The organism is Desulfosporomusa polytropa, from assembly GCF_055380075.1.
Genome location: NZ_AP042400.1, coordinates 1022790 through 1046893 on the forward strand (window position 1 = coordinate 1022790; position 24104 = coordinate 1046893).

22 protein-coding genes and 1 riboswitch are annotated in these 24104 nt (G+C 43.1%); all 22 genes read left to right on the forward strand.

Annotated features, from left to right (window positions below):
- The first annotated feature begins 1 nt into the window (after window position 1).
- The 22 genes from ACZ449_RS06630 (at window position 2) to ACZ449_RS06735 (ending at window position 24094) form a co-directional block, all read left to right on the forward strand.
- On the forward strand, window positions 2–289 hold the full coding sequence (locus ACZ449_RS06630) for a hypothetical protein (protein WP_464260252.1): 288 nt from the start codon (window positions 2–4) through the stop codon (window positions 287–289).
- Between the two features lie 36 nt (window positions 290–325).
- Window positions 326–787 carry a GyrI-like domain-containing protein gene (locus tag ACZ449_RS06635; protein WP_464260253.1) on the forward strand — a complete coding sequence of 154 codons (462 nt, stop codon included), beginning with the start codon at window positions 326–328 and terminating at the stop codon, window positions 785–787.
- 281 nt (window positions 788–1068) lie between these two features.
- A complete protein-coding gene (locus tag ACZ449_RS06640) occupies window positions 1069–2808 on the forward strand; it encodes an ABC transporter ATP-binding protein (protein WP_464260254.1) in 1740 nt (579 codons plus the stop codon).
- 3 nt (window positions 2809–2811) lie between these two features.
- Entirely contained in the window at window positions 2812–3570 is a 759-nt protein-coding gene (locus ACZ449_RS06645) for an energy-coupling factor transporter transmembrane component T family protein (RefSeq protein WP_464260255.1), read from the forward strand.
- A gap of 39 nt (window positions 3571–3609) precedes the next feature.
- A complete protein-coding gene (locus ACZ449_RS06650) occupies window positions 3610–4419 on the forward strand; it encodes a QueT transporter family protein (RefSeq protein ID WP_464260256.1) in 810 nt (269 codons plus the stop codon).
- A gap of 72 nt (window positions 4420–4491) precedes the next feature.
- Window positions 4492–5850, forward strand: coding sequence for a branched-chain amino acid transport system II carrier protein (gene brnQ / locus ACZ449_RS06655; RefSeq protein ID WP_464260257.1), 1359 nt, complete (start codon window positions 4492–4494; stop codon window positions 5848–5850).
- A gap of 234 nt (window positions 5851–6084) precedes the next feature.
- Window positions 6085–7182, forward strand: a complete 1098-nt coding sequence (locus ACZ449_RS06660; protein WP_464260258.1) for a GGDEF domain-containing protein — start codon at window positions 6085–6087, stop codon at window positions 7180–7182.
- A 50-nt stretch (window positions 7183–7232) separates the two neighbouring features.
- Complete coding sequence (locus ACZ449_RS06665; protein WP_464260259.1) at window positions 7233–8018, forward strand: aspartate dehydrogenase domain-containing protein; 786 nt, start codon at window positions 7233–7235, stop codon at window positions 8016–8018.
- A 225-nt stretch (window positions 8019–8243) separates the two neighbouring features.
- Entirely contained in the window at window positions 8244–9323 is a 1080-nt protein-coding gene (gene rsgA / locus ACZ449_RS06670) for a ribosome small subunit-dependent GTPase A (RefSeq protein ID WP_464260260.1), read from the forward strand.
- 40 nt (window positions 9324–9363) lie between these two features.
- Window positions 9364–9933 carry a beta-class carbonic anhydrase gene (locus tag ACZ449_RS06675; RefSeq protein ID WP_464260261.1) on the forward strand — a complete coding sequence of 190 codons (570 nt, stop codon included), beginning with the start codon at window positions 9364–9366 and terminating at the stop codon, window positions 9931–9933.
- 121 nt (window positions 9934–10054) lie between these two features.
- Window positions 10055–10169, forward strand: a riboswitch (molybdenum cofactor riboswitch).
- 90 nt (window positions 10170–10259) lie between these two features.
- A complete protein-coding gene (locus ACZ449_RS06680) occupies window positions 10260–12299 on the forward strand; it encodes a sigma-54-dependent Fis family transcriptional regulator (protein WP_464260262.1) in 2040 nt (679 codons plus the stop codon).
- Between the two features lie 317 nt (window positions 12300–12616).
- Window positions 12617–13642, forward strand: coding sequence for a molybdopterin-binding protein (locus ACZ449_RS06685; protein WP_464260263.1), 1026 nt, complete (start codon window positions 12617–12619; stop codon window positions 13640–13642).
- Window positions 13643–13726: 84 nt separating this feature from the next.
- The gene (locus ACZ449_RS06690) at window positions 13727–16468 is read left to right on the forward strand and encodes a molybdopterin-dependent aldehyde oxidoreductase (protein ID WP_464260264.1); all 2742 of its coding nucleotides are present in this window, start codon (window positions 13727–13729) and stop codon (window positions 16466–16468) included.
- 110 nt (window positions 16469–16578) lie between these two features.
- Window positions 16579–18900 carry a pyridine nucleotide-disulfide oxidoreductase/dicluster-binding protein gene (locus tag ACZ449_RS06695; protein WP_464260265.1) on the forward strand — a complete coding sequence of 774 codons (2322 nt, stop codon included), beginning with the start codon at window positions 16579–16581 and terminating at the stop codon, window positions 18898–18900.
- A gap of 10 nt (window positions 18901–18910) precedes the next feature.
- The gene (locus ACZ449_RS06700; RefSeq protein ID WP_464260266.1) at window positions 18911–19120 is read left to right on the forward strand and encodes a DVU_1557 family redox protein; all 210 of its coding nucleotides are present in this window, start codon (window positions 18911–18913) and stop codon (window positions 19118–19120) included.
- Complete coding sequence (gene trsM, locus ACZ449_RS06705) at window positions 19117–19731, forward strand: DVU_1556 family methyltransferase (RefSeq protein ID WP_464260267.1); 615 nt, start codon at window positions 19117–19119, stop codon at window positions 19729–19731. Before ACZ449_RS06700 ends, trsM begins: the two co-directional genes overlap by 4 nt.
- A gap of 201 nt (window positions 19732–19932) precedes the next feature.
- On the forward strand, window positions 19933–20199 hold the full coding sequence (locus ACZ449_RS06710; RefSeq protein WP_464260268.1) for a hypothetical protein: 267 nt from the start codon (window positions 19933–19935) through the stop codon (window positions 20197–20199).
- Window positions 20199–20963, forward strand: a complete 765-nt coding sequence (locus ACZ449_RS06715) for an XdhC family protein (protein ID WP_464260269.1) — start codon at window positions 20199–20201, stop codon at window positions 20961–20963. Before ACZ449_RS06710 ends, ACZ449_RS06715 begins: the two co-directional genes overlap by 1 nt.
- Entirely contained in the window at window positions 20963–21274 is a 312-nt protein-coding gene (locus ACZ449_RS06720; protein WP_464260270.1) for an XdhC family protein, read from the forward strand. The genes ACZ449_RS06715 and ACZ449_RS06720 overlap by 1 nt, the downstream gene beginning before the upstream one ends.
- A gap of 75 nt (window positions 21275–21349) precedes the next feature.
- Window positions 21350–21799 carry a DVU_1555 family C-GCAxxG-C-C protein gene (locus ACZ449_RS06725; RefSeq protein ID WP_464260271.1) on the forward strand — a complete coding sequence of 150 codons (450 nt, stop codon included), beginning with the start codon at window positions 21350–21352 and terminating at the stop codon, window positions 21797–21799.
- 133 nt (window positions 21800–21932) lie between these two features.
- Window positions 21933–22991 carry an XdhC family aldehyde oxidoreductase maturation factor gene (locus tag ACZ449_RS06730; RefSeq protein ID WP_464260272.1) on the forward strand — a complete coding sequence of 353 codons (1059 nt, stop codon included), beginning with the start codon at window positions 21933–21935 and terminating at the stop codon, window positions 22989–22991.
- Window positions 22973–24094, forward strand: a complete 1122-nt coding sequence (locus ACZ449_RS06735) for a DVU_1551 family NTP transferase (protein WP_464260273.1) — start codon at window positions 22973–22975, stop codon at window positions 24092–24094. The genes ACZ449_RS06730 and ACZ449_RS06735 overlap by 19 nt, the downstream gene beginning before the upstream one ends.
- Window positions 24095–24104: the final 10 nt, after the last annotated feature.

Here is a 24104-nt window from a genome sequence, read left to right on the forward strand (position 1 = left end):
AATGGTATGTGTTTGTGGAGCCAGTTGTGATGGGTGCAAACACCGCGGCAATGAATGTACTGGTGGATGCGAAGCTATGCAAGGCCGGGTGTTTTGGACAAAGTATATTAATGTCGATGTGTGCCCGGTTTACCAGTGTGTAGCGGATAACAGTTATAAGAATTGCGGTGATTGCGCAAAATTACCCTGTGAAATCTGGTTTAGTCTGAAAGACCCAGAATTAAGTGATGAAGAGCATCAAAAATCAATTGACGACAGAGTAGCTAAACTAAAGACTACACACGCTTAAGTATCAGATGCATGATTGTGAAGGAGAGAATGAATAATGTTAACAATTGAGCTAAGCGAAGAAAAAGTTCAACCAGTAGTATCAATCAGAACCACCACCAAGCTGGAATTGCTTCCCCAGGTTATTGGCGAAAGCTACATGAAGATTATGTCCTATTTGCAGGAACTTGGTGAGCAACCCGTATTTGCTCCGTTTACTGCCTACTATAACTTGGATATGCAAAACCTTGACGTTGAGATGGGTTTTCCTGTTGCCAGACTGCTGCCAGAAAAAGACGACATAATGGTTCGCGAAATTCCTGCAAGCAAGGTGGTTTCCAGTATGTACAAAGGCCCCTACAGCGGCATGGAGCAACCCTATAACGAGATGGCGAAATGGATCGAGGAAAAAGGCTATGCTTCGACCGGCGTTTGTTATGAATACTACTTCAATTCTCCGCAGGAGGTTCCAGAGAACGAGCTGCTGACGAAGATTGTCATGCCGGTCATTAGTAAATAAGGGTAAGATCATTATATTGGACCCTCAAGGTGAAACCCTTTGTAATTAACAACTCAAGGAAACTACTGCATATCTTTGTAGTAGTTTCTTTTTCATCTAATGTTAACTCTTAAAGTACTGCGTGGCGGTAAAAGCGGCAGGATTTTTTGCTGTTTTATAGAAATCACATCAAATGGTGTCATTTTAAACAGCAGGAAATGCAAATAGAACTAACCGAAATAATTGACAGTTATACCCCGGAGCGCGGAGGTGTGATTACATACAAGGAGGAGTTGCAGTTGATGATGCAACAGACAGACTTCACGCCTCAGAATTTGTCTAAGGCCATTTCCATTCGAAATTTGTCATTTCAGTACAAAACCCAAAAGGACGATAAGGCATTGAATGACATTAATCTTGAGGTTGAAACTGGAGAGTTCGTGATTATTATGGGACCAAGCGGTGCAGGAAAGTCCACTTTGGCTAATTGCCTTAATGGTCTGGTTCCCAATTTTATCAAAGGTACCTACAGCGGCCAGGTTGACATTTTAGGTCGTAATCCGGCGAAAGAAAAAGTCGGCTCAATGGCCAAAGACATTGGGCTGGTATTTCAGGATTTTGAATCACAGCTTTTTTCCACCAATACTAAATTGGAAATTGTATTTGGACCAGAAAATTTTAATGTAAATAGAGAGGCAATGGATAAAATCATTGCTGCTATCATTCAGACAGTAAACCTTTCGGGGCTGGAAGAAAGGCAACCAGCCACTTTGTCTGGTGGGGAAAAACAGCGGTTGGCCATCGGATCAGTACTAGCCATTCAGCCTCAGATTATGTGTATGGATGAACCGACAACCGATCTTGATCCATTGGGAAAATTAGGAATTTTTAAAATTGCCAGGGAACTGCATAATAGTAAGCAATTCACTGTGTTGATTATTGAACATGAGACCGAAGAGGCCTTGCAGGCTGATCGTATAATCATAATGGAGAAAGGCAGCATAGTGGCAGACGGTAAACCTGCCGAACTATTGCGTGCAGTTGACTTCTTTCATTCCTTAGGCATTATGCCGTTACAGATACCACTGTATTTTAGTAAATTAGGGCTGACTAAAGAAGTTCTGCCCCTTACACCGGAAGAAGGTATGTCTGCTTTTACCGCAGGCAAGTTCAGGATTGATGAAGATAAGTATGCGGCTTTACTTGAAGTAGATATAGCTAGGGAGAAAAAATATGGCAACTGCATTTTAACAGTCAAAGAGCTTGAACATCAATACACAACAAGTAAACTGGCGATAAAAGGCATAGATCTGGAAATTAAAGAAGGCGAGTTTGTTGCAATAATTGGCCATAATGGCTGTGGCAAAACAACGCTGGTAAAACATTTTAACGGTTTATTGCTGCCAAGTAGCGGGACGGTGCTGGTTAATGGTAAAGATACTTGTCGCAGCACTATTTTTGATATCGGCAAGGAAGTCGGCTATGTCTTTCAAAATCCCGATCACCAGATATTTTCCGATACGGTGTATGATGAAGTAGCTTTTAGCCCGAAGCTGCGTGGTTTTACCACAGCAGAAATTGATCGTTTGGTTAAAGAGGCATTAAAAGCGGTGGATCTAGAAGGCTATGAGCAGGAAGACCCGTTCTCCCTCACAAAAGGAGAACGGCAAAGAATTGCTGTTGCCTCAGTGCTATCGGCTCAACCCAAAATAATTATTTTAGACGAGCCGACAACCGGTTTGGATTTTAAGGAACAGTATAAAATGATGCAACTGATTAAACGATTGAATGAGAGTGGCCACACGATTATCCTGGTTACTCATACCATGTGGGTAGTTGCTGAATATGCGCATAAAGTGGCTGTAATCCGGGATGGTAAGCTGACAAGGTATGGCAGGACGAGAAATGTTTTTGGCGATGAAGCAGAGTTGGTTAAATCCTATTTAAAGGTGCCTTCTATCGTCAGTTTGTCCAATCGGATTGGTAAAACGTTGCTGTCAGTAGATGAGCTGCTATCTTGCACAATAGAGGCAGGCGAATAGCAGATGGAAATGTTTTTATATTTAGATAAAAATACATATATGCATCGTTTAGATCCACGCACCAAGCTTATTGTCATGTTTGCAACTTTTGCAGTTGTGCTGATGTTTAAGGCTATTCCAGTATTGCTCGGTGTTACTTTGTTGGTTATTGCCTATGGTTTATCGGGGAAAGTGCTTTCGAATCTGAAACGTATAAAAATAATTTTGATTATGATCAATCTTTTTTCAGTGGTTATTTGGTCTATTTTCGGAAAAGGTGTTACAATATTTATTGGTCCGCTTACGCAGGAAGGCTTATTGTATGGCGTAGCGACAGGCATAAAACTGGATGTAATGATTATTGCCGGGATGATATTTCTGAGTTCTACCAAGATAGAAGAAATATCAATGGGTTTGCAAAAGCTAAAAATCCCATATCGGGTAGCTTTTGCCTTTTCTACTGCCATCCGACTGGTACCGATGATTGTTGGTACGACCTATATCATTAGTCAGGCCCAACGATCCAGAGGGTTAGATTTAGATTCTGGTAATCTGGTAACAAGAATAAAAAAATATCTTCCGTTGTTGATACCGGTTTTTATTTCGGTTATTCGGGGAACCAATGTGTTTGCAATGGCGTTAGAATCTAAAGGCTTTGGTTATAGTAGCCAGCGGAGCAGTTATTTACAGATCGCATTTAAGCCAGTGGATTTATTTTTATTAACGGTGATAAGTTTGCTGTTGCTAGGCAGCCTGTATCTTGAGCTAGTGGCTGGTTGGTGAGGGTGAAGGAACGGTTAGTGGTTTGTGAGGAGGAAAAACATGAAAGAAGTATTTGGCATGTGGAAGTATACAAAAATGGTGGTTCTGGTGGCGTTGAGCGCCGCCATCTTTGCTGCATTGCTTATCCCGTTCAAGGCATTGGTGCTGATCCCCGGTTTTACTGAAGTTCGTCCGGCTAATGCGTTCCCTGTTGTGCTGGGACTGTTATTTGGACCGGCTGGGGCCTGGGGTGCGGCGATTGGCAACTTGATTGGCGATTTTTTTGGTACGCTGGGAGTTGGCAGCGTATTTGGCTTTATTGGTAATTTTTTCTCTGCCTATGTTCCTTACAAATTATGGAGCAAGCTGGGGATGGTCGATGAAAAGGATGAAGATCCATTACTGCTTAACAATACAAAAAAACTCATTAATTTTGTTGTGATAGCAATAATGAGTTCTATGTCGTGTGCGTTGATTATTGCCTGGGGATGTGAGGTATTACAGTTGGTTCCTTTTGCTGCGTTGGCAACAATTATTAGTGTGAACAACTCGATACCATCCATAGTTTTAGGAATTCCGTTGATGCTGATTTTATATCCGCGTATAAAAAAGTGGGATTTATTGTGGACAGATATTGTTGAAGAAGAGTATCTTGATAAAAAATCAGCAATGGCAAAAGTAGGAGCGTTGTTGATGGTCGTTGGTATTGTCGGAGGATTTACGGTTGGTCTGATTGCTGCCCTTGGTTTGAGTGGGCAAGCAGTATTTGCAAGCGGCTTCGCTCAGGGACAGGTGGGTAATGCTGGAGTGGCGCTTCTTGCGGGTATCGGTGTGGCGCTTACTGTTATCGGTGGGTTTATGCAGAAATAATGTTTTAAAAGAGTCTTTACGCCGTTCTTTATTACTATTTGTCGCAGCGGTAGCGGCGCAATGGAGGTCTTTATGGATAAACGCTTGACATTATCATCGTATGTATTAATTGGCTCCATGCTATTTGGGTTGTTTTTTGGTGCCGGGAATTTAATTTTTCCTGTACATATGGGACAAGAAGCTGGCGGCAATGTTTTTATTGCTACGCTGGGGTTTCTCATTACCGGGATTGGTCTGCCTTTTTTAGGCGTGGTGGCAATTGGCATTTCCCAAAGTGATGGGTTATTTGGCTTGTCTAGCCGGATTCATCCCCTCTATGCCTATTTTATGACCATTTTATTGTATTTAACGATTGGCCCTTTTTTTGCGTTACCGAGGACAGGGAATGTTTCTTATGAAATTGGGGTAGCTCCTTATATTGCTACCGAATATCAGTCTCTAGGCTTAGCTGTTTTTACGGTTCTGTTTTTTCTTATTGCATTTACTTTTTCGTTAAAGCCAAATAAAATTCTAATTTGGGTTGGAAAAATTTTAAATCCGCTATTTTTAGTGTTTTTAGCTTTTTTGGTTATTATAAGTTTTTTAAGCCCAATGGGGATTATTGCAAGTGCAGAGATTCATGGTGCCTATGTTACAGAACCGTTTTTTAAAGGCTTCACCGAAGGCTATAATACGATGGATGCATTAGCTTCGCTGGCTTTTGGTATTATCGTTGTTCAGACAATTAAGGATTTAGGGGTGCAAACTCCGCGGAATATTGCCATCGGTACGGTGAAAGCAGGTATCGTAAGTATTCTTTTAATGGGAATTATTTACAGCTGCTTGGCTTATATCGGAGCAACTAGTGTTGCTCAATATGAGCTATCCGCAAATGGCGGGATTGCCTTAGCGCAAATTGCAAATTATTATTTTGGTTCAGCAGGCAGCTTTTTATTGGCGATTATCGTAACACTTGCCTGTTTAAAAACAGCGATTGGTTTAATCACTGCTTGCTCAGAAACATTTCGCAAATTATTCCCCAATTCACTTAGCTATAGAGCGTATGTGGCTGTATTTACGATCATGTCGTGCGTGATTGCCAATGTTGGGCTGACACAGATTATTTCTTTATCGATCCCCGTATTAATGTTTCTATATCCATTAGCAATTACCTTGATCATCTTGGCATTCTTATCGCCACTGTTTAAGTGTCGTCAGATTGTATATGTATTAACAACGATGTGTACATTGTTTGCCAGTGTAGGCGATGCTCTTAATGCACTGCCAGAACTTATTAAGAATGAGTCCTTCATTCAAAACTTGTTGGCATTGTATCATATTTTTTTACCACTGTTTGCTATTGGAATGGGTTGGGTACTACCGATGCTTGTTGGGCTATCTTTGGGCTGGCTGATTGTGGTCTTTCAAAAAAATCCAGCAAGATCATGTTAGAGTAGCCTTAATGAAATTATTATATCTCTATGTACACACCCAAGAGAGTTTTTGTTAAGATTTGTAAGACTCATGCAGGATATATTGTTTTTGATGAAGAAAATAGTCATAGATTACTAGTAAAGTAATCTATGACTATTTTGCTTATATACTGCTTTTATTAGATATTACTAGAGTTATTGAAGGGTGTGCTGAGCAATTAACACTTTGCATATGATTCAAATGAATATTTTTATGGTACTAGTATTGTCTAGTATTGCTGTACATGCTTATCTTTTTTTTGAAGAAAAGAAGCAAGCACTGAGGTCGTTTTGGGTATTGCTGTTTTTAACAATAGTAATTTTGGTATTAGAAATTTTCAGTGTAGTGCTTAATTCTAGTAATTACATTAGTTTTATTAATGCACATAAGTTGGTAGATACATTAGGTTTTGTGTTGACACCGTTGGTACCAATATGTGTGGCACTGTATGTATATAAAATAACGCACCAATACAAAAAAATAAATATAAGTATGGTGCTTTGGCTAAGTGTACCGTTTGTTATACATAGTATTCTATCATTAGGTAGCTGCCAGTTTAATTGGATTTTTAGTATAAGCAATGAGAATATTTATGTACGGGGACCACTGTTTTTTGTTTCACCATTAATAAGCTATTTTTATTACACAGTAAACCTTCTATTGCTATATGATAGCCGCAAGAAACTTACTAGAGAAGAACTAGTAAGTTTCAGTTTGCTTACAACATTTCCCGCGGTGCTGTCTAGCATTCAGTTGTACTATTTAATATATTTAACGATTTGGAATAGTGTAGCGATTGCTGTTATATTTAACTATATTTTTATTGTGTATAGACAGATCAAGCTTGATCCATTAACAGGATTGGGTAACCGCATAGCTTATGATGAATATCTTACAAATTTGCGTAGAAAACGTAATATTGTTGTAGCAGTGGTAAATATTGATCTGGACGATTTTAAAAGCATTAATGATATGTTAGGACATCATGAGGGCGATAAAGCATTGCAGTTATTTTCGCGGCAGTTAGAAGCTGTTTTCGCAGGAAACGGAGTTTTCCGTATGGGCGGTGATGAGTTTATTGTCTTGCTCAACGAGAATGATAGAGAAGTAGTAGAAACATATATAAAAATACTAATTGATAAAATCAATGCATATAACGAAAGCGGCAACCTGTCATATCGTATTGAATTTAGTTATGGCATAACCATATATAACAATAACTATAATGATATACAGGAGGCTATTCAACTTTGTGATAAGCTTATGTATGAACAGAAAGAAAAAAAGAAGTTAGTAACGGCGGTTTTGTAGTAATTTTAAGATATATAATCCAACAACTTGAAATGAGGTACATGCATACCATGGGGAAAATTAGACTAGCACTTATTGGTTGTGGCTATCTTAATGAAATTGTAGCTAATGCCTTGAGAGACGGTTATCTGCCAGAATATGAACTTATTGCAGTTATGGGAAGAGACTACGATCATGCAAATGCATTTGCCAAGCGCCACAACTGCAAGGCCTGTGCCGATATTGCTGAACTTATGGCGATGAAGCCAGATTACACAGCTGAAGCTGCATCGGTAAAAGCCATACAGGAATATAGTGAAACAATATTGAACGGTGGCTCAAATATCGTTGTGCTGTCAATCGGCGCCTTTGCAGACAGGGAATTCTACGAATGCATAAAAAATACCGCCGCTCAGAACCAGCGACGTGTATACATTGCCAGTGGTGCCGTAGGTGGCTTTGATGTACTGCGTACCGCTGCGTTGATGAGCCCGATTACAGCTTCCATTAGCTCGCAGAAAGCGCCGGCTTCGCTTAAAAATACACCGTTGTTCACTGATGAATTAATGGATATCATGTCGCCGCAGCAGGTATTCAGCGGGACAACCAAGGAAGCAATCGCCATCCTGCCAACCAAAGTAAATGTGGCAATCGCGACCGCTCTTGCCAGCGCTGGTCCGGGAAATACAACCATGAATATCACCGCCGTACCGGGTTTCAAAGGCGATGAATACAAGATTGAAATCCAAGGTGAGGAAGTACGCACCGAGCTCAACATCTATTCCCGTACCAGCGCAATTGCCGCCTGGAGCGTCATTGAAGTTTTGCAAAATGCCGTAGCGCCGATTGTATTTTAGGTAATGTTTAAAAATTTAGTTGTCGTACGATAATTGTCATGCCGGTCCTATGATTTTACGGCTGTTGTGCTATACTAAAAATACAAGGAAAGGAGTTGGATATTATGGTTAAAGCATATATTGCGGAGTCGGTATCAAATGGGGAGGTGCTTGCAGGATAACAACTGCCTTTTTGCCCTCCTTACTGATTTTTAATTTGAGATAACCGATGGGGGGACAAATAACATGAGTAAAACTAATTTATATACAATTGGACTGACCGAATTATTGGAACAAGAATCAAGACTTTATGCTGGGTTATACATAGCACGAGTGTCAGTTCAACACAAACATTTATATAAAGTCATTACTGAAGAGGGTGAAATGACGGCTGAGGTTTCAGGTAAGCTCGTCTTTACCGTGAAAGATAAGAGCGATTATCCTACGGTTGGAGATTGGGTTATGGTTGACCGTATTTGCGACACTGCTGGTCATGTTATCATTAATGTGATTCTGCAGCGCTCAAGCATGCTTGAGCGCAAGGCGGCCGGAACAGCGCAGGAACGTCAGCTTATAGCCGCCAACATTGACACGATCTTTATTTGCATGTCACTAAATAATGATTTTAATCTGCGGCGGTTGGAACGCTATCTGGCTATCGCGTGGGATAGTATGGCTATCCCCGTGATCATACTTACCAAAGCAGACCTTTGCTCTAATTTATCTGAAAAACTGTCTGAATTGCGTCCGATTGCCCCAGGCGTCGATATACTTGTAACGTCTAGCCTGAGTGAGGAAGGCTATGTTGAGATTACGAAATATATTGACGTTGGTAAAACGGTGGCATTTATCGGCTCGTCAGGCGTTGGCAAATCGACGTTAATCAACCGCTTGGCAGGCACCGAAGTATTTGTAACCAAAGAAATCGATCAATATGATAAAGGACGCCATGCAACAACACACCGGCAACTGATCGTGCTTCCAATAGGCGGTGTAGTGATCGACACTCCTGGTATGCGTGAATTGCAGCTAGAAACTGCCGATTTGTCTAAAGCCTTTGCCGATATCGAACAATTGGCGCAAAACTGCCGTTTTGACGACTGCAGCCATCAGAATGAGCCTGGTTGTGCGATAAAAACTGCTATTGAAACCGGTACCCTATTGATCGAACGCCTCATAAGCTACCAAAAACTCCAGGCCGAGTTGACCTATCAGGGAATGAACTCACGCCAGCTTGAACAAGCAAAGGTCAAACGGATGTTTGGAAGTCTTGGCGGGATGAAAGAAGCAAACCGATCAATAAAAGAGAAGAACAAACGCCGATAGTTATTTGCAGTAAACCAGATAGTATAACAGGAGATTCGTTATGAATATTTTAGAACAAGTACTAGCAGCTAATAGTAATTTCATGGAATATTTAGTGGAAGGAGCTATTCAAGATTATCCCGAGAATAATAAATTGCCTAATCGGCATTTAGCGATTTTTACTTGTATGGATACAAGATTAGTAGATTTTTTAGAGCCAGCAATGGGCATCAAACGTGGCGAAGCAAAAGTGATAAAAAATGCCGGGAATTCGGTGACTGGTCCGTTTGAAGCTACGATTCGCAGCTTAATTGTAAGTATCTTCGAGCTGGGTGTAAAAGAAGTAATGGTGATTGGGCATTTTGACTGTGGATTAGCTCATACAACAGCTGACAGTCTTATTCAAAAGATGTTAGCACGTGGAATTTCACCAGATGCCATCAAAATGATAGAAGCAGAGTTAATAAATTGGATAGATCACTTTCATCATCCGGTAGATAATATAGAAGAAGTAGTTAGAAAAATCCGTAATAATCCACTTATCCCTAAGGATGTACCTATTCACGGCTTGATATTTAATCCGCATACAGGACAACTTGAGGTTATCGTGGACGGCTACCAGCATGTATAATGGGTGAGTTAGCGTAGTGGTCTTTTTTGAAATTAGGTAAAGGGATTTCCAGTATATTCAAACCTATTTACTTGATGTGCAGGAGTTTCGTCATAAATACCGAATACTATAAACTGAACTGAATATTCAGTAACTCCGAATTTGGTGGGCTAAAGGAAACTAAGACCATCAGGTCAACGGGTTTATTGGGAAACCGATAAGCCTCCCGGTGCGGAAAGGAGTCAGTGCTAGTTATTGAGACAGAGCGCTCGTCCTTTTGGCGTGCTCTGTTTTTTGTTTTTTTCGGGAAATGGTATTTTGAAAAATGAGTACAGGAGGATGAACTTATGGCTATGTATGCCGAGAACACAGTTGATGGTACTTGGGCCGGGTGGCTAAAATTTACAGCCACTCTAAAAAGTGCTGACAAAAGTTATAAGTACTCGGTTAGACCAGAAATTTTGGACTCATGGGTAAGGTGTCGCCAAGCCAAGGTTAATCCCAATGATGAAGCAATTCATCACCGATTGGAAACTGCTAGTCTGCAGGTTATGTTGCGGAAAAATAAGGACCTTATTACTATTGCTAAGCCATTTATGGATAACTTGTATCAAATTGTTGCAGGCTCTGGATTTGTTGTGGCACTAACTGATGTGCGTGGCTATGTTATGGAAATTTTTGGCGATAAGGATACCCTGACGAATCCAATGACTGTGAGCTTTTTTCAAGGAGCAAGTTGGAGTGAAGCTGAGGCTGGTACTAACGCCATTGGTACAACATTGGTTACAGGGAAGCCGATTCAGGTTTCAGGATCTGAACATTACTGCCGCAAACATCACTGTCTGACCTGTTCGGCAGCCCCGATACTTGATGAGTGGGGAAACGTGCTAGGAATTTTAGATGTTTCCGGCAAATCGACTGCTGCGCATCTGCATACACTGGGGATGGTTATGGCGGCAGCGGAAGCAATTATGGCGCAGTTGGGGATTCGCAAGAAAAATAAGGAACTAAGTGTAATTAATAACCGGTTGACGAATATTTTCAATACGATGTCTGATGGCGTAATTATGGTGGACAATAATGGAGTTATTAGCGAACTGAACCCTGTTGCCAAAAAAATACTTGGTTTTGGTATAAATAAGTCTGAGGATACCCGCGGAGTTCAGGTGGAAAGTATTTTAGGGACTAAAAATACTTTTGTTCGAAGGATGCTAATGTGCAAAGAATCCTGTCCAGATACTGAAGTCTTGCTGGATATTAATGGTGAAGTCAGTCAATTTTGGGCTTCAGGGGAGCCTGTTACCGATGAACAGGGAATTGTGACAGGCGGCGTTATTATTCTGCGGCCCATTAAACGAATTCAAAATTTGGTGAATCGTTTTAATGGAAACTATGGGACCTTGCAGTTTAGTGATATTATTGGCGAAAGTAAAGCCATTCTGGAAGCCGTCAGGATAGCCTCTCTTGCTGCGACCTCAATATCCAGCGTGCTGCTTCAAGGCGAAAGTGGTACAGGCAAAGAGATATTTGCCCAGGCTATCCATAATCGGAGTGAGCGTAATGCCGGGCCTTTTATCGCGGTAAACTGCGGAGCCATACCTCGGGAACTTATTGGCAGTGAACTATTCGGCTATGCCGATGGTGCCTTTACCGGGGCTAAACGCGGGGGCAAGCCAGGTAAATTCGAACTCGCCTGTGAGGGAACGTTATTTTTGGATGAAATCGGCGATATGCCATTAGAGCAGCAGGTAGCGCTCTTGCGGGTATTACAGGAGAGAAAAGTAAATAGAATTGGCTGTGATAAGGTAATTCCTGTTGATGTAAGAGTGATTTGCGCTACCAACAAAAACTTATTGAAAGAAGTCGAAAAAGGGACGTTTCGCAAAGATTTGTATTATCGATTAGATGTTATATCTATTACAATACCGCCGCTGCGAGAACGTTCAGAGGATATAATCGCATTATTTAATTACTTTTTGGAAAAGCTAGACAAACATGGTCGAAATTTCGTAGTTACTACAGAAGTGGTTGACCGAATTGTGCATTACGATTGGCCGGGGAATGTGCGTGAACTTCAGAATGTGGTAGAACGGATTGCCAGTCTGACAGAAGGGCAAATAGTAAATCTAGAGAATTTGCCGAAAGAAATATGTAATTTGCAAGCAGCTGTTACCGATACCGAGAAACAGACTTCTTCAATCCATTACGCTGCAGAATCCTTTTGTGGGAGAGAGGGGCGGCGTTTTATGCTAGAGGAACATGAACGACAGGAAATTCTTGAGATGCTTTTTACCCATAGAGGAAATGTTAGTCTGACAGCGCGAAGCATGGGAGTTTCGCGAAATACCTTGTACAGAAAAATGAAACAGTACGAAATATATAAATAGTGGATAAAACTGTCACTTTTATGTGACAGTTTTAAGTGACACTTGTGAACATATTGAGGTACATGTAGCAGAATTTTAGAGAATCAGCAGGGTGAAACCCTACTGATTCTTAATTTTTTGGGAGGTATTTATAGTTGGTATAAATCTTGCAGTTATATATTACAAATATTTAGTATTGCAAGAAATTACATAGGTATATATTCCGCAGTAAAGAAGTTTGCAGGCGCAGGTAGGTGATACATTGCCAACGCACCACCTACCTGCAAAAATATTTAACACGTTGTATGTAGATGAGAATCAGCTAAGGAGGGCAATCAATGAGAGCAGTTTCTGTATATCAGGCAGAAGGTATGGTTCTCTGTCATGATGTCACTGAAATTATTCCGGGAAAACGCAAAGGCAAAGCTTTTAGGAAAGGACATGTTATCTGCAAAGAAGATATCCCGAGGTTGCTGGATATTGGCAAGGAAAATATTTATGTCTGGGAAGTAAATGCGCAAACTATTCATGAGAATGATGCAGCAACCAGATTTGCTAAGGCCATAGCAGGGCAAGGTCTACACTTAGATGAGGCTTCAGAAGGTAAGGTCGAAATAAGAGCAAATACTCTTGGCTTGCTAAAAATAAATACAGAAGCATTGGAAAGGATCAACGATATTGATCAAGTGGCCGCAGCTACCTTACACACGAATCAGATGGTGGATGCGGGGAAAAAGGTTACAGGCTGCAAAATTATTCCGTTGGTGATTGAGGCCGAGAAACTTCAACAAATTGAACAAATTGGGATTGATTACTATCCGGTGGTGGAGGTCAAACCTTTGCAAGCCTGTAAGGTGGGTGTTGTCACTACCGGTAGTGAAGTATATCATGGCCGGATCAAGGATTGTTTCGGACCAGTATTGGCGGATAAGTTTGAATATTTGGGAAGTTCGATTCTGCGGCAGGTATTTGTACCTGATGATATTTCTATGATTGCTAAAGCTATTCATGGTTTGCTTGCCGAAGGTGCCGATATGATTGTGACTACCGGTGGTATGTCTGTCGATCCAGATGATGTAACACCTTCGGGCATCAGGGCCGCAGGAGGACAGATTGTTATTTATGGGGCGCCTACACTGCCGGGCGCGATGTTTATGCTGGCGTATTTAGGAAAAGTTCCGGTTCTTGGCTTACCAGGCTGTGTCATGTATCACAAGAGTACGGTGTTTGACCTGGTAGTTCCCCGCCTGTTAGCTGGTGAAGAACTATCACGCAAAGATATTACCAGACTGGGGCATGGTGGGTTATGTCTAGTATGTGAAGATTGTCGTTACCCGGAATGTGGCTTTGGCAAAGGCAGCTAATCATGGTAAGATTATGCGTATTTCGGGGATGAAGAAATCCCCTGAAATATAGATTATTGAATAATAAAGGAGACGAGAGAGCAGATGCAAAAGAAAATTCTGATTATCAATGGTTTGCCCAGAACGCTAATTGTTGATCTGGAAGCTAGTTTGGCTAGTGTGCTCCGGGAACAACTGCTGTTGACTGGTTGCAAGGTTGGCTGTAATCAAGGTCAATGCGGGACTTGTTCAATTATTATGGATGGCCGAGTAATACGGTCTTGCGTCACGAAGATGAAAAAGGTTCCTGATGAAGCCAATATTACAACCATTGAAGGATTGGCTACACCTACTAACCTCCATCCGCTGCAAGTTGCCTGGATGGCCTATGGCTGCGCTCAATGCGGTTTCTGCAGTCCGGGATTTATTTTGTCAGCGAAAGTATTGCTTGATGAGAATCCCAGCCCCACTAGAGAAGATATTCGCGCATGGTTCCAAAAACACCGCAATGCCTGCCGTTGCACAGGTTACAAACCTCTAGTTGATGCTGTTATGGCAGCTGCTAGTATTCTCCGCGGGGAAATGCGCAAAGAAGAACTGATTTTCAAACCTGTCGGCAACAAAATTTACGGCACAACTTATATTCGTCCGTCTGCCTTGCAGAAAGTTACCGGCACTTGGGATTTTGGCGCCGATGTTTCGCTGCAAATGCCTACAGGAACTTTGCGGTTAGCTCTTGTTCAAGCAGAAGTATCTCATGCGAATATTAAAGGCATTGACACCTCAGCAGCTGAGAAAATGCCTGGTGTATATAAAGTAATTACCCATAAAGACGTAAAAGGCAAAAACCGAATTTCCGGTCTGATCACTTTCCCGACTAATAAAGGTGATGGCTGGGATCGCCCCATTCTTTGCGATGAGAAAGTATTCCAGTTTGGCGACGCTATTGCCATAGTTGCCGCAGATACGGAAGAACATGCCCAAGCTGCAGCTAAAGCGGTAAAGGTTGATCTTGAAGTATTGCCGGCATACATGAGTGCTCCTGCCGCAATGGCACCTGATGCCATTGAAATTCATCCCGGAACCCCTAATGTTTACTTTGAGACTGGTGTGGTAAAAGGCGAAGACACTAAGCCCGTTATGGATAGCGCCGATGTTGTCATTGCAGAAGTTGAAACTTACTGCAGCCGTCAGCCGCATCTTCCGCTTGAGCCTGACTGCGGCAGCGCCTATATTGATGAAGAAGGCCGTCTGACTATTCATTCTAAGAGTATCGCATTACACTTGCACCATGCAATGATTGTCGCCGGTATTGGTATTGAACCGGAGAAATGCCGCCTTGTAGCCAACCCGACAGGTGCTACTTTTGGTTATAAATTTAGTCCAACTAATGAAGCTTTGCTGGGCGTTGCCTGTCTTGCTTGCGATGGTAAGCCTGTTTCCCTTATCTTCAACATGTTCCAGCAAATTACCTATACAGGCAAGCGTTCACCTGCACTTGTTAAAACGAAACTTGCTGCTGATAAGACAGGGAAAATTTTGGCAATGGATACCAATTGGTGGCTGGATCATGGTCCGTACAGTGAATTCGGTGACCTGAACTGCATACGGCAAGGGCAGTTTACCGGTGCTGGTTACGATATTCCGAAAATCCGCGGTAAAGGCAAGTGTGTATGCACCAACCATGGCTGGGGATCTGCTTTCCGCGCCTACGGCTCGCCTAAAGCCTTCTTGTCATCAGAAATCTGTATTGATGAGCTGGCCGAAAAACTCGGTATGGATCCATTGGAATTGCGCTATAAGAATGTATATCGCCCTGGTGCTACCACGCCGACCGGCCAGGTACCAGAAGTATTCTGTCTGCCGGAAATGCTTGACAAACTCCGTCCCCACTGGGAAGAGGCCAAGAAACGTTGTAAAGAACTTTCAACGCCTGAAAAGAAACGCGGCGTAGGCTTATCACTTGGAATATATGGTTGCGGTCTGGATGGTGCGGACAGTTCGCAAGCTTGGACAGAACTTAATCCGGACGGCACAATAACTGTCGGTAACTCCTGGCAGGATCATGGTCAAGGTGCTGACCTTGCTACTTTGACACATTCTCATGAAACTTTCCGTCAGATGGGGATTACCCCTGATCAAATTAAGCTTGTCATGAATGATATGGCTTTCACACCAGCCAGCGGTCCGTCCGGCGGCAGCCGTCAAAACGTTATGACTGGTAACGCCACCAGGGTTGCCAGTGAAATGCTGGTCAATGCTATGCGTAAACCTGACGGCACGTTCCGGACTTACGACGAAATGGTAGCTGAAAAAATTCCGCTCCATTATAATGGTTCATGGACGGCATCCATGTGCAGTGACTGCGATCTTGAGACCATGCAAGGCAACCCGTTCGCCATTTACATGTATGCACTCTTTATGCCTGAAGTTGAAGTCGATATGAAGACTGGTAAAGCGACCGTAGTTCGGTTTGTAACTGTTCAGGATATCGGAACACTTACCAATAAAACAACCTGCGACGGTCAAGTCTACGGCGGTTTGGCTCAAGGTATTGGTCTTGCTCTTACTGAAGACTTTGACGACCTCAAAAAGCATACCAGCCTTGTTGGTTGCGGTCTTCCGTTTATTAAGGATATTCCGGATGATATGGAAATCATCTACAATATTTCCCCGCGTGAGCATGGACCATATGGTGCTGCTGGCGTAGGTGAAGGGCCGCTCACGGCTCCACATCCGGCTATTCTTAACGCCATTTATAATGCCTGCGGTGTACGCATTTACTCAGTACCTGCATTGCCGGAAAAAATCAAAGCAGGCCTGGACGCACTCGCTGCTAAAAAGTAATTAGCGGTAAATAAGCGAATATAGAAAATGTAGAATTCTAAAACTAGACTGGAAAGCGTATCGCTTTCCGGTCGTTTTAGGATTTCTATACCAGGAAGAGGGTGTTTCAAATGGATCAAATGAATCAAAAATTATTGCGTGAGCGGGAATCAAAATGTATTCAGGAAAATCCACCAGCTTGTACTGCTGGGTGTCCAGTTCATGTTGATGCCCGGGGTATGGCTAAAGCTGTACAGAAAGAAGATTACGCGACAGGATTTGCCTTGTTTAACAGAATGGTCCCTTTTCCCGGAATTATTAGCAGAATTTGTAATCAACCCTGTCGGCAAACCTGTAAACGTAATGAAATTGATGAATCTATTTTTATCAAGGGTTTAGAACAAATTTGTGTTGATAACAACAATACTGCTCCCAAGTTACTATTACCGAAGGCTAAAACCCAGAAGGTAGCTATTGTTGGTGCCGGGTTGAGCGGCTTGACCGCAGCATTGGAGCTTAGCCGTAAAGGGTACAAAGTGACTGTATTTGAAGCTACAGACCGATTGGGAGGAAGTATCTGGGATATCGCGGAAAACAAGCTTCCACGACAATTGATTCATAATGATTTTGAGATTATCGCCAAATTTCCTATAGAGATTCGCTATAATACAGCTATTAATGCTTTAGACAGTTTGAGCGCGGCGTATGATGCGATCTATCTAGCTACAGGTTTTCAACTAACTGACAATTCAGATTTAGGTTTGGAGTTAGCGTCAGATGGCAAAATCAAGGTTGATTTGATATCGTTAGCAACAAACAACAGCAAGGTGTTCGTCGGTGGCAGTCATCGCCGTGAATACGGACATCCATCGCCGATTGCTTCAATAGCTGATGGTAAAACCGCCGCGATCTCGATTGACCGGCTGTTTCAAAATGCATCCCTTACTGCTAATAGGGAGAAAGAGGGACTTTATGAGACTGCCCTCTATACCAACATAAAAGGGATAAAACCTGAACCCATGGTAATCGCTGGCGATTCTGACAGCGGTTACAGTAAAACCGAAGCTGTTCAGGAAGCTAATCGTTGTTTGTTATGTGAGTGCCAGGAATGCGTGAAAGCCTGCGAGTATCTTGCACATTATCGGGGGTACCCCAAACGGTATGCACGCGAGGTATACAATAACTTGTCCATTGTTATGGGAATCCACCATGCTAATAACATGATTAACTCTTGTAGTTTATGTGGTCTGTGCGAACAGATTTGTCCGGGAAATTTGAATATGGGCGAAATCTGCCATGAAGCAAGAAAAATAATGGTAGAGAAGGGGAAAATGCCTCCGTCGACCCACGATTTTGCTTTAAGGGATATGCAATTTAGCAATAGCGAAGCATGTGCTCTGACTAGAAATCAGCCTGGCAGCTCATCAAGTGAGTGGGTATTTTATCCCGGTTGCCAGTTAGCAGCCTCATCACCTCAGTATGTGCAACAGATGTACAGTTTTTTACGTGAAAAGCTGGACGGTGGTGTCGGGTTACTATTAGGTTGTTGTGGAGCACCGGCCAGTTGGGCAGGACAGGAGGCAGTGTTTCGGGAGACAAGGAATAATCTGGAAAGCAACTGGCGTAGTTTGGGAAGTCCCAAGATTATTACGGCTTGTCCTACCTGTTTGAGCCTATTTAAAAATGATTCACCTGACATGCCGGTGGAAAACTTATGGACATTGCTGGAACGTATCGGTCTGCCAGAAGGCAGCACCCAGTTAGCCAAGACACCGCAAAAATTGGCGATACATGACAGCTGTACCACAAGGTATGATGCTGAGATTCAGACCAGTGTAAGAAACCTTTTGGGTAGACTGGGATATCAAATTGAAGAGTTGCCTTTAAGCCGTGAAACTACAGTATGTTGCGGTTATGGAGGTTTAATGCTTTATGCCAACCAGGAGATTGCACATAAAGTTATAGATAGACGAATTAATGAAAGTGAATTAGACTATCTCGCGTACTGTAGCATGTGCCGGGATAATTTTACCAGTCAAGGAAAACGTACCTATCATCTCCTTGATTTGATTTTGGGTGGTGGCCAGGAAAATCTGGCTGCGCAAGCAGGGCCTGGTTATTCAAAGCGTCAGGAAAACCGCGCTAAATTGAAACAAACATTAGTAAGAGAAGTTTGGGGTGAAGAAGTGGCACAGCCGCAAGCTGAGGTCAAGGTCACTATTCCTGCAGATGTATTGCAACTGATGGAGGATAGGCGGATTCTTGTTGATGATGTTACTAATGTTATTGCCCATGCGGAAAGTTCTGGCAGTAAACTCAAGGACGCTAGGAGCGGCCATTATATAGCATATTTTAAGCCAGCCAGTGTGACCTATTGGGTAGAGTATTTGCCGCAGGCAGATGGATTTGTCGTTCAAAATGCTTATTGTCACAGAATAGAAATTGAAGGATAATGGAGGAAACATGAGCAAACTGATAGAAGAAAAACCATTAGATATTGTTTGTGTTACATGTGGCATTAAGCTGACACTTGGAAAGGTAGAGTTGTCGTATCTTGGCAGCAGCTTTCCGGTTGAGCTGTATAGATGTTCGCAGTGTGGCTTAGTTTATGTTCCTGAGGAATTAGCTAATGGCAAAATGAAAAAGGTAGAAGCAGCATTGGAGGATAAATGATGCTTCACCAACATCCGGGCGGGCTGACATTAACCAAGCGGGTTGTTGAGTACTGTGCATTTATACCTGGTGCAAAAGTACTTGATGTCGGTTGCGGCACCGGAGTAACTATGGAGTATTTGCAGGAGACTTGTGGGTTACAGTCAGTAGGAGTCGATGTATCTAAGGAGCGGCTGGAGCAGGGTAGGAAACACTTGCCCTATTTGCAGTTTATCCAAGCAGCAGGCGAAAGCCTGCCGTTCGTCGATGTTTCATTTGACGGAGTAATAACCGAATGCAGTCTGTCGGTTATGCAGGATACAGGTACCGTTTTAACTGAAATTAGCCGTATTCTTGTACCAGGGGGGAAACTGGCGATAACAGATATTTATTTACCGATTTCCGATAGTACGGCTGGATATTTAAATAGAAACCAACTAAAAACAATGCTGGAAAAAAACGGCTTTTCTATCGTTGTTTGGGAAGATCAGTCTGCATTTTTGCGGGAGTTTATTGCCTGCTATATTATGAAATACGGATCAATGGAAGAACTGTGGCAATGTGTATCCATTCCCAAGACAAAATTGGGATATTTTTTACTAGTGGCTGAAAAAAGGCAAATGGAAGGATGAAATACTTTGGACGAAAAAACATGTCCTCGTTGTAATAGTGAACTAACGAATAATGCCCCCTTGTATCAATGCTGTAGGTGCTTTACCTATTATTGCAAAAATTGTGAAGATAGCCATGCGGGCCGAAAATGTCCTGAATGTAATATGGGGCCGCGCTTGATCGTTCCAACGGGAAAATAAGAAGGTGTGGTGGCATGGATCATGAAGGAAAAAAATGATTTTCTTGATAAAATTGAGGCCGACTGGGTTACTATTGAAGTTACTGACAAGATTTCTGGTAAACTGTTTCGCCGGAACTTTCCCTTACGATATTTGGAAACAGATAACGGCGTAGTATTGTTTGGAGAAACATTAGATGGCAAGCCGTCGCAAATCAACTTTTTGTCGGAAGTAGCGCTTACCAAAATTAATGATTTGCTGGGTAAAGGCCCAGAACATGGCCATTGTGACTCAAGGGAGGAGTCCTGATGATATTTCCTATGCTGCTGTCGGCAATCGATAGCGGGGGTGTGGTAGATATTATAACTGTGATTGACTGTACCCCGCACTCTGATAATAGGGTGGGGCAGATGCTCATTGTTTATGATGGAAAAGTAGAGGGACAGTTAGAGCCAGTTGTTATTGATAAAATATTGGGTATAGTGCAGACCACAGGGTGGACTAAGCCAGTAACTATTTCAGTGGAAGATCAGCAAGGTAACACTTATCGAATTTTTTGGGATAGAGTGGTCAAAAAGCGTTGTGCTATCGTATTTGGTGGCGGACATATCAGCCAGCCGTTGGTACAAATGCTTACCGCAATCGATTTTGAAGTGACAGTTATTGATGATCGGCCAGAATTTGCCAATAGAACCAGATTTCCTGGTGCTCACCAAGTAATTTGCAATAATTTTCAGCTAGCTATGAACAACCTGACAATAGACAGCGGTACGGCTGTTATTATTGTAACTCGTGGTCATCGCTATGATTTGGATTGTCTGCGCGCTACTATGAGCAGAAATGCACGGTATCTGGGGATGATTGGCAGCAAAAAGCGTATCAAAGAAATTATTGAGTTAGTGAAGGCAGAAGGCGGGCCAGCTGATATTGAAAGACAGCTTTATGCCCCAATTGGTCTTGATATTAAAGCAGCAACGCCAGCAGAAATTGCGCTGAGTATTGCCTCTGAAGTGGTAGCGGTTTTTCGGGGTGGGTCTGGTCGCCCACTGAGTGGGCATAAGGAGGCTTTCTAATGGATCGGACATTAGTAGAACATATCTGTGAATGTCAAAGTAACGGCGAAACGGCGGCGCTTGTCACTATTGTGGAAACGCGCGGCTCAACTCCCCGCAAGGCAGGCAGTAATATGTTAATTTTTCCTGATGGCAGGTCTTTTGGTACTATTGGTGGTGGCTGTGGGGAAGCGGAGGTTAGGCGGCAGGCGTTAACTGCGCTTGATGAAAAACGATCTCAATTACATACGGTACGAATGCTAAATGATGTGGCGGCCGATGAAGGGATGGTCTGCGGCGGAATTATGGAGGTTTTTATCCAGATCCTATAATGACAAAGATAGGAAGCAAAAAAAAATCTACAGGCGCAGGCGGGTGGTGTATTGAGCGAAAGGAAGGTGGCGAACATGACAGACGTATTTTTAAAGATGCTTGAGTTAGCACAAGCTGGTTTTTACTGTAGCCAAATCTTACTTATTATCGGGCTGGAGGTCCAAGGTAAAGAGAACCCTGATCTAGTGCGAGCCATGTCTGGGTTGATCGGGGGAATGGGCTTTTCTGGTAGAACCTGCGGCGCCTTAACCGGTGGGGCTTGTTTGATAGGTCTCTATGCTGGGAAGGGGACAGCCGAAGAAATGGAAGACAGCCGTCTTAATGACATGGTCCGGGCACTTGTAGAGTGGTTTGAGCAGGAAGCAAGTTCTCAATATAACGGCACTGCCTGTAATGATATCCTGGAAAATAACCCGATGAATCGGATGGCGCGGTGTCCGCAGCTTGTGCAAAATACTCTTGGTAAGGTTGAGGAGATTTTAGCAGCCAACGGATATGACCTTTCAGGGCGAATTGACTATTAAGCCTACATATATACTCCGAACTAAAGAAGTTTGCAGTCGCAGGTAGGTGATGTATTGCCAACACACCACCTACCTGCAATAGTCTTTAACTCGTTGTATATTGATATAGGAAAAGCAAGGAGGGAGGGTGTGCGTGAAAAAGTTATACAAGAAACTAGTTCAGCTGCTTTCAGCTGGTGAAAACGTTGTTTTGGCTACCATCTTCCACAGCGCCGGATCAGCGCCTCGCTCGGCCGGGGCCAAGATGATTATTTGTGCAGACGGCTCTATTATTGGTACAGTTGGCGGTGGACGGGTAGAAGCTGAAACAATTGAATTAGCAAAAACGGTTCAGGCAAAACGTCAATCGGTAATACAACCTTTTGATTTGACAGGATCAGATGCGGCCGGCTTAGGCATGATCTGTGGCGGGACAGGCGAAATTCTGCTCGATTATCTGGATGCGGCCAATGACGATAATCGTCTGATTTATGAGGCCATCCTTACCACAATGGATAAGGCACAGAAGGCCTGGCTGATGACCGAAGTGACCGCCCAAACGGTGGCTGCTCAAACAAGACAACAATGCCTTGTTAAAAAGGATGGTACAATTATCGGTAATTTTCAAGGTGAACCAGCATTTTTGGAAAAAATGTCTTCTGGTCCGGCTAAAATTTCCATCCATGCTGATGCGCATGAGGACCGAAGTTTTATTGTTGAGCCTATTCGCACGACTGGTGTCGTATACTTATTTGGGGCAGGTCATGTTTCCCAGCAGATTGCTAAATTAACAGATATGGTAGGGTTTGTCACAGTAGTCATTGACGATCGACCGGCTTTTGCCAACCGGGAACGATTTCCACAGTCCGAAGTTATGGTTGTAGAACATTTCGAGTGTATGCCAGAACTTGCTATCGACCAAGATAGTTATTTGGTTATTGTGACTAGAGGACATCTGCACGACCAGACTGTGTTAGAACAAGCACTCCAGACGAATGCGGGCTATATTGGGATGATTGGCAGTAAAAAGAAACGGGATAATTTATTTAAGTCGTTACAAGAAAAAGGTGTCAACTCGGCCAACCTGCAGCGGGTCTATTCGCCGATTGGCATTGATATTTATGCTGAGACTCCGGAAGAAATAGCGGTAAGCATTGCAGCTGAGTTGATAAAGGCCAGGGCGGAGCGGGAAAAATGTGCAGCTCAGGGCTAGTTGGTTTAATTGTAGCTGCAGGCTATTCTTCACGCATGGGAACATTCAAGCCGCTGCTGCCCTTGGGGGAAAAAACAGTAATTGAATCGGCGGTAGATAGTTTATTGCTTGGCGGGGTAACCGATATCCGGGTGATAGTTGGCCATCGGGCGGCTGAATTAGTTCCGGTGTTAGAGCGTTTGCCAGTCAGTATTATTGAAAACCCCAATTATGCAGCAGGTATGTTTTCTTCTGTGGTTACCGGGCTTAGCCAATTTGCCGGGGAAGCCGAGGCATTCATGCTGCTGCCTGGCGATACCCCGCTGATACGAAGAAGTAGTATTAAGGACCTGATGAAAACATATCGCCAGACAGGAGCAGCCGTAGTATACCCGGTTTTTAATGGCCGCCGCGGCCATCCGCCACTGATCAGCGCCAAGTGTTTTCCTGCTATTCTTAGCGGTGATGGTGTTGGCGGACTTCGCGCTATTTTAGAACAGTTTGCTGCTGACAGCGCGGAAGTGGCAGTTGCCGACCAGGGTGTGATAATGGATATTGATATCAGGGAGGACTATGAGCGGCTAACCAAGTTTTATGCCCAGCGGCAGATACCCACCTATGACGAATGTCTTGCCTTATTACGTAAACACCAGGTTGGTGATAAGGTAGCGCGTCATGGGCAGACTGTCGCTAAGGTAGGTCGCCAGTTAGCTGAGTTGCTTAATGGCTCCGGTTTACAGCTCAATATTGAGTTGGTGGTCGCCGGGGGGATGCTGCATGACCTTGCTAAGGGGAAGCCGAATCATCCCAAGCGTGGAGAACGCTTGATAAAAAGTAAAGGGTTTTCCGCTTTAGCAGGTATTATAGCGTCTCATATGGATTTGGAATTGACACCAGAGCAGGTAATGGATGAAGTAGCCGTGGTATTTCTTGCCGATAAGTTAGTACAAGGTGACAGGCTGGTGTCCCTAAGCGAGCGATTTAGCTTACCGCTGGAAAAGTTTTCCGGTAATCCTGAAATAATAGCTGCAGTTTTGCACAGACAGCGGACGGCAGAAGTTATCAGAGATAGGGTAACAGGTCTAGTGGGAAGGGGTAGTTTAGAAGAAATGGTATTACAATAGGGGGCGAGGT

Coding starts and splice junctions, on each gene's coding strand:
- ACZ449_RS06630 (WP_464260252.1), top strand. CDS start 2: ATGGTATGTGTTTGTGGAGCCAGTTGTGATGGGTGCAAACACCGCGGC.
- ACZ449_RS06635 (WP_464260253.1), top strand. CDS start 326: ATGTTAACAATTGAGCTAAGCGAAGAAAAAGTTCAACCAGTAGTATCA.
- ACZ449_RS06640 (WP_464260254.1), top strand. CDS start 1,069: ATGATGCAACAGACAGACTTCACGCCTCAGAATTTGTCTAAGGCCATT.
- ACZ449_RS06645 (WP_464260255.1), top strand. CDS start 2,812: ATGGAAATGTTTTTATATTTAGATAAAAATACATATATGCATCGTTTA.
- ACZ449_RS06650 (WP_464260256.1), top strand. CDS start 3,610: ATGAAAGAAGTATTTGGCATGTGGAAGTATACAAAAATGGTGGTTCTG.
- brnQ (WP_464260257.1), top strand. CDS start 4,492: ATGGATAAACGCTTGACATTATCATCGTATGTATTAATTGGCTCCATG.
- ACZ449_RS06660 (WP_464260258.1), top strand. CDS start 6,085: ATGGTACTAGTATTGTCTAGTATTGCTGTACATGCTTATCTTTTTTTT.
- ACZ449_RS06665 (WP_464260259.1), top strand. CDS start 7,233: ATGGGGAAAATTAGACTAGCACTTATTGGTTGTGGCTATCTTAATGAA.
- rsgA (WP_464260260.1), top strand. CDS start 8,244: ATGAGTAAAACTAATTTATATACAATTGGACTGACCGAATTATTGGAA.
- ACZ449_RS06675 (WP_464260261.1), top strand. CDS start 9,364: ATGAATATTTTAGAACAAGTACTAGCAGCTAATAGTAATTTCATGGAA.
- ACZ449_RS06680 (WP_464260262.1), top strand. CDS start 10,260: ATGGCTATGTATGCCGAGAACACAGTTGATGGTACTTGGGCCGGGTGG.
- ACZ449_RS06685 (WP_464260263.1), top strand. CDS start 12,617: ATGAGAGCAGTTTCTGTATATCAGGCAGAAGGTATGGTTCTCTGTCAT.
- ACZ449_RS06690 (WP_464260264.1), top strand. CDS start 13,727: ATGCAAAAGAAAATTCTGATTATCAATGGTTTGCCCAGAACGCTAATT.
- ACZ449_RS06695 (WP_464260265.1), top strand. CDS start 16,579: ATGGATCAAATGAATCAAAAATTATTGCGTGAGCGGGAATCAAAATGT.
- ACZ449_RS06700 (WP_464260266.1), top strand. CDS start 18,911: ATGAGCAAACTGATAGAAGAAAAACCATTAGATATTGTTTGTGTTACA.
- trsM (WP_464260267.1), top strand. CDS start 19,117: ATGATGCTTCACCAACATCCGGGCGGGCTGACATTAACCAAGCGGGTT.
- ACZ449_RS06710 (WP_464260268.1), top strand. CDS start 19,933: ATGAAGGAAAAAAATGATTTTCTTGATAAAATTGAGGCCGACTGGGTT.
- ACZ449_RS06715 (WP_464260269.1), top strand. CDS start 20,199: ATGATATTTCCTATGCTGCTGTCGGCAATCGATAGCGGGGGTGTGGTA.
- ACZ449_RS06720 (WP_464260270.1), top strand. CDS start 20,963: ATGGATCGGACATTAGTAGAACATATCTGTGAATGTCAAAGTAACGGC.
- ACZ449_RS06725 (WP_464260271.1), top strand. CDS start 21,350: ATGACAGACGTATTTTTAAAGATGCTTGAGTTAGCACAAGCTGGTTTT.
- ACZ449_RS06735 (WP_464260273.1), top strand. CDS start 22,973: ATGTGCAGCTCAGGGCTAGTTGGTTTAATTGTAGCTGCAGGCTATTCT.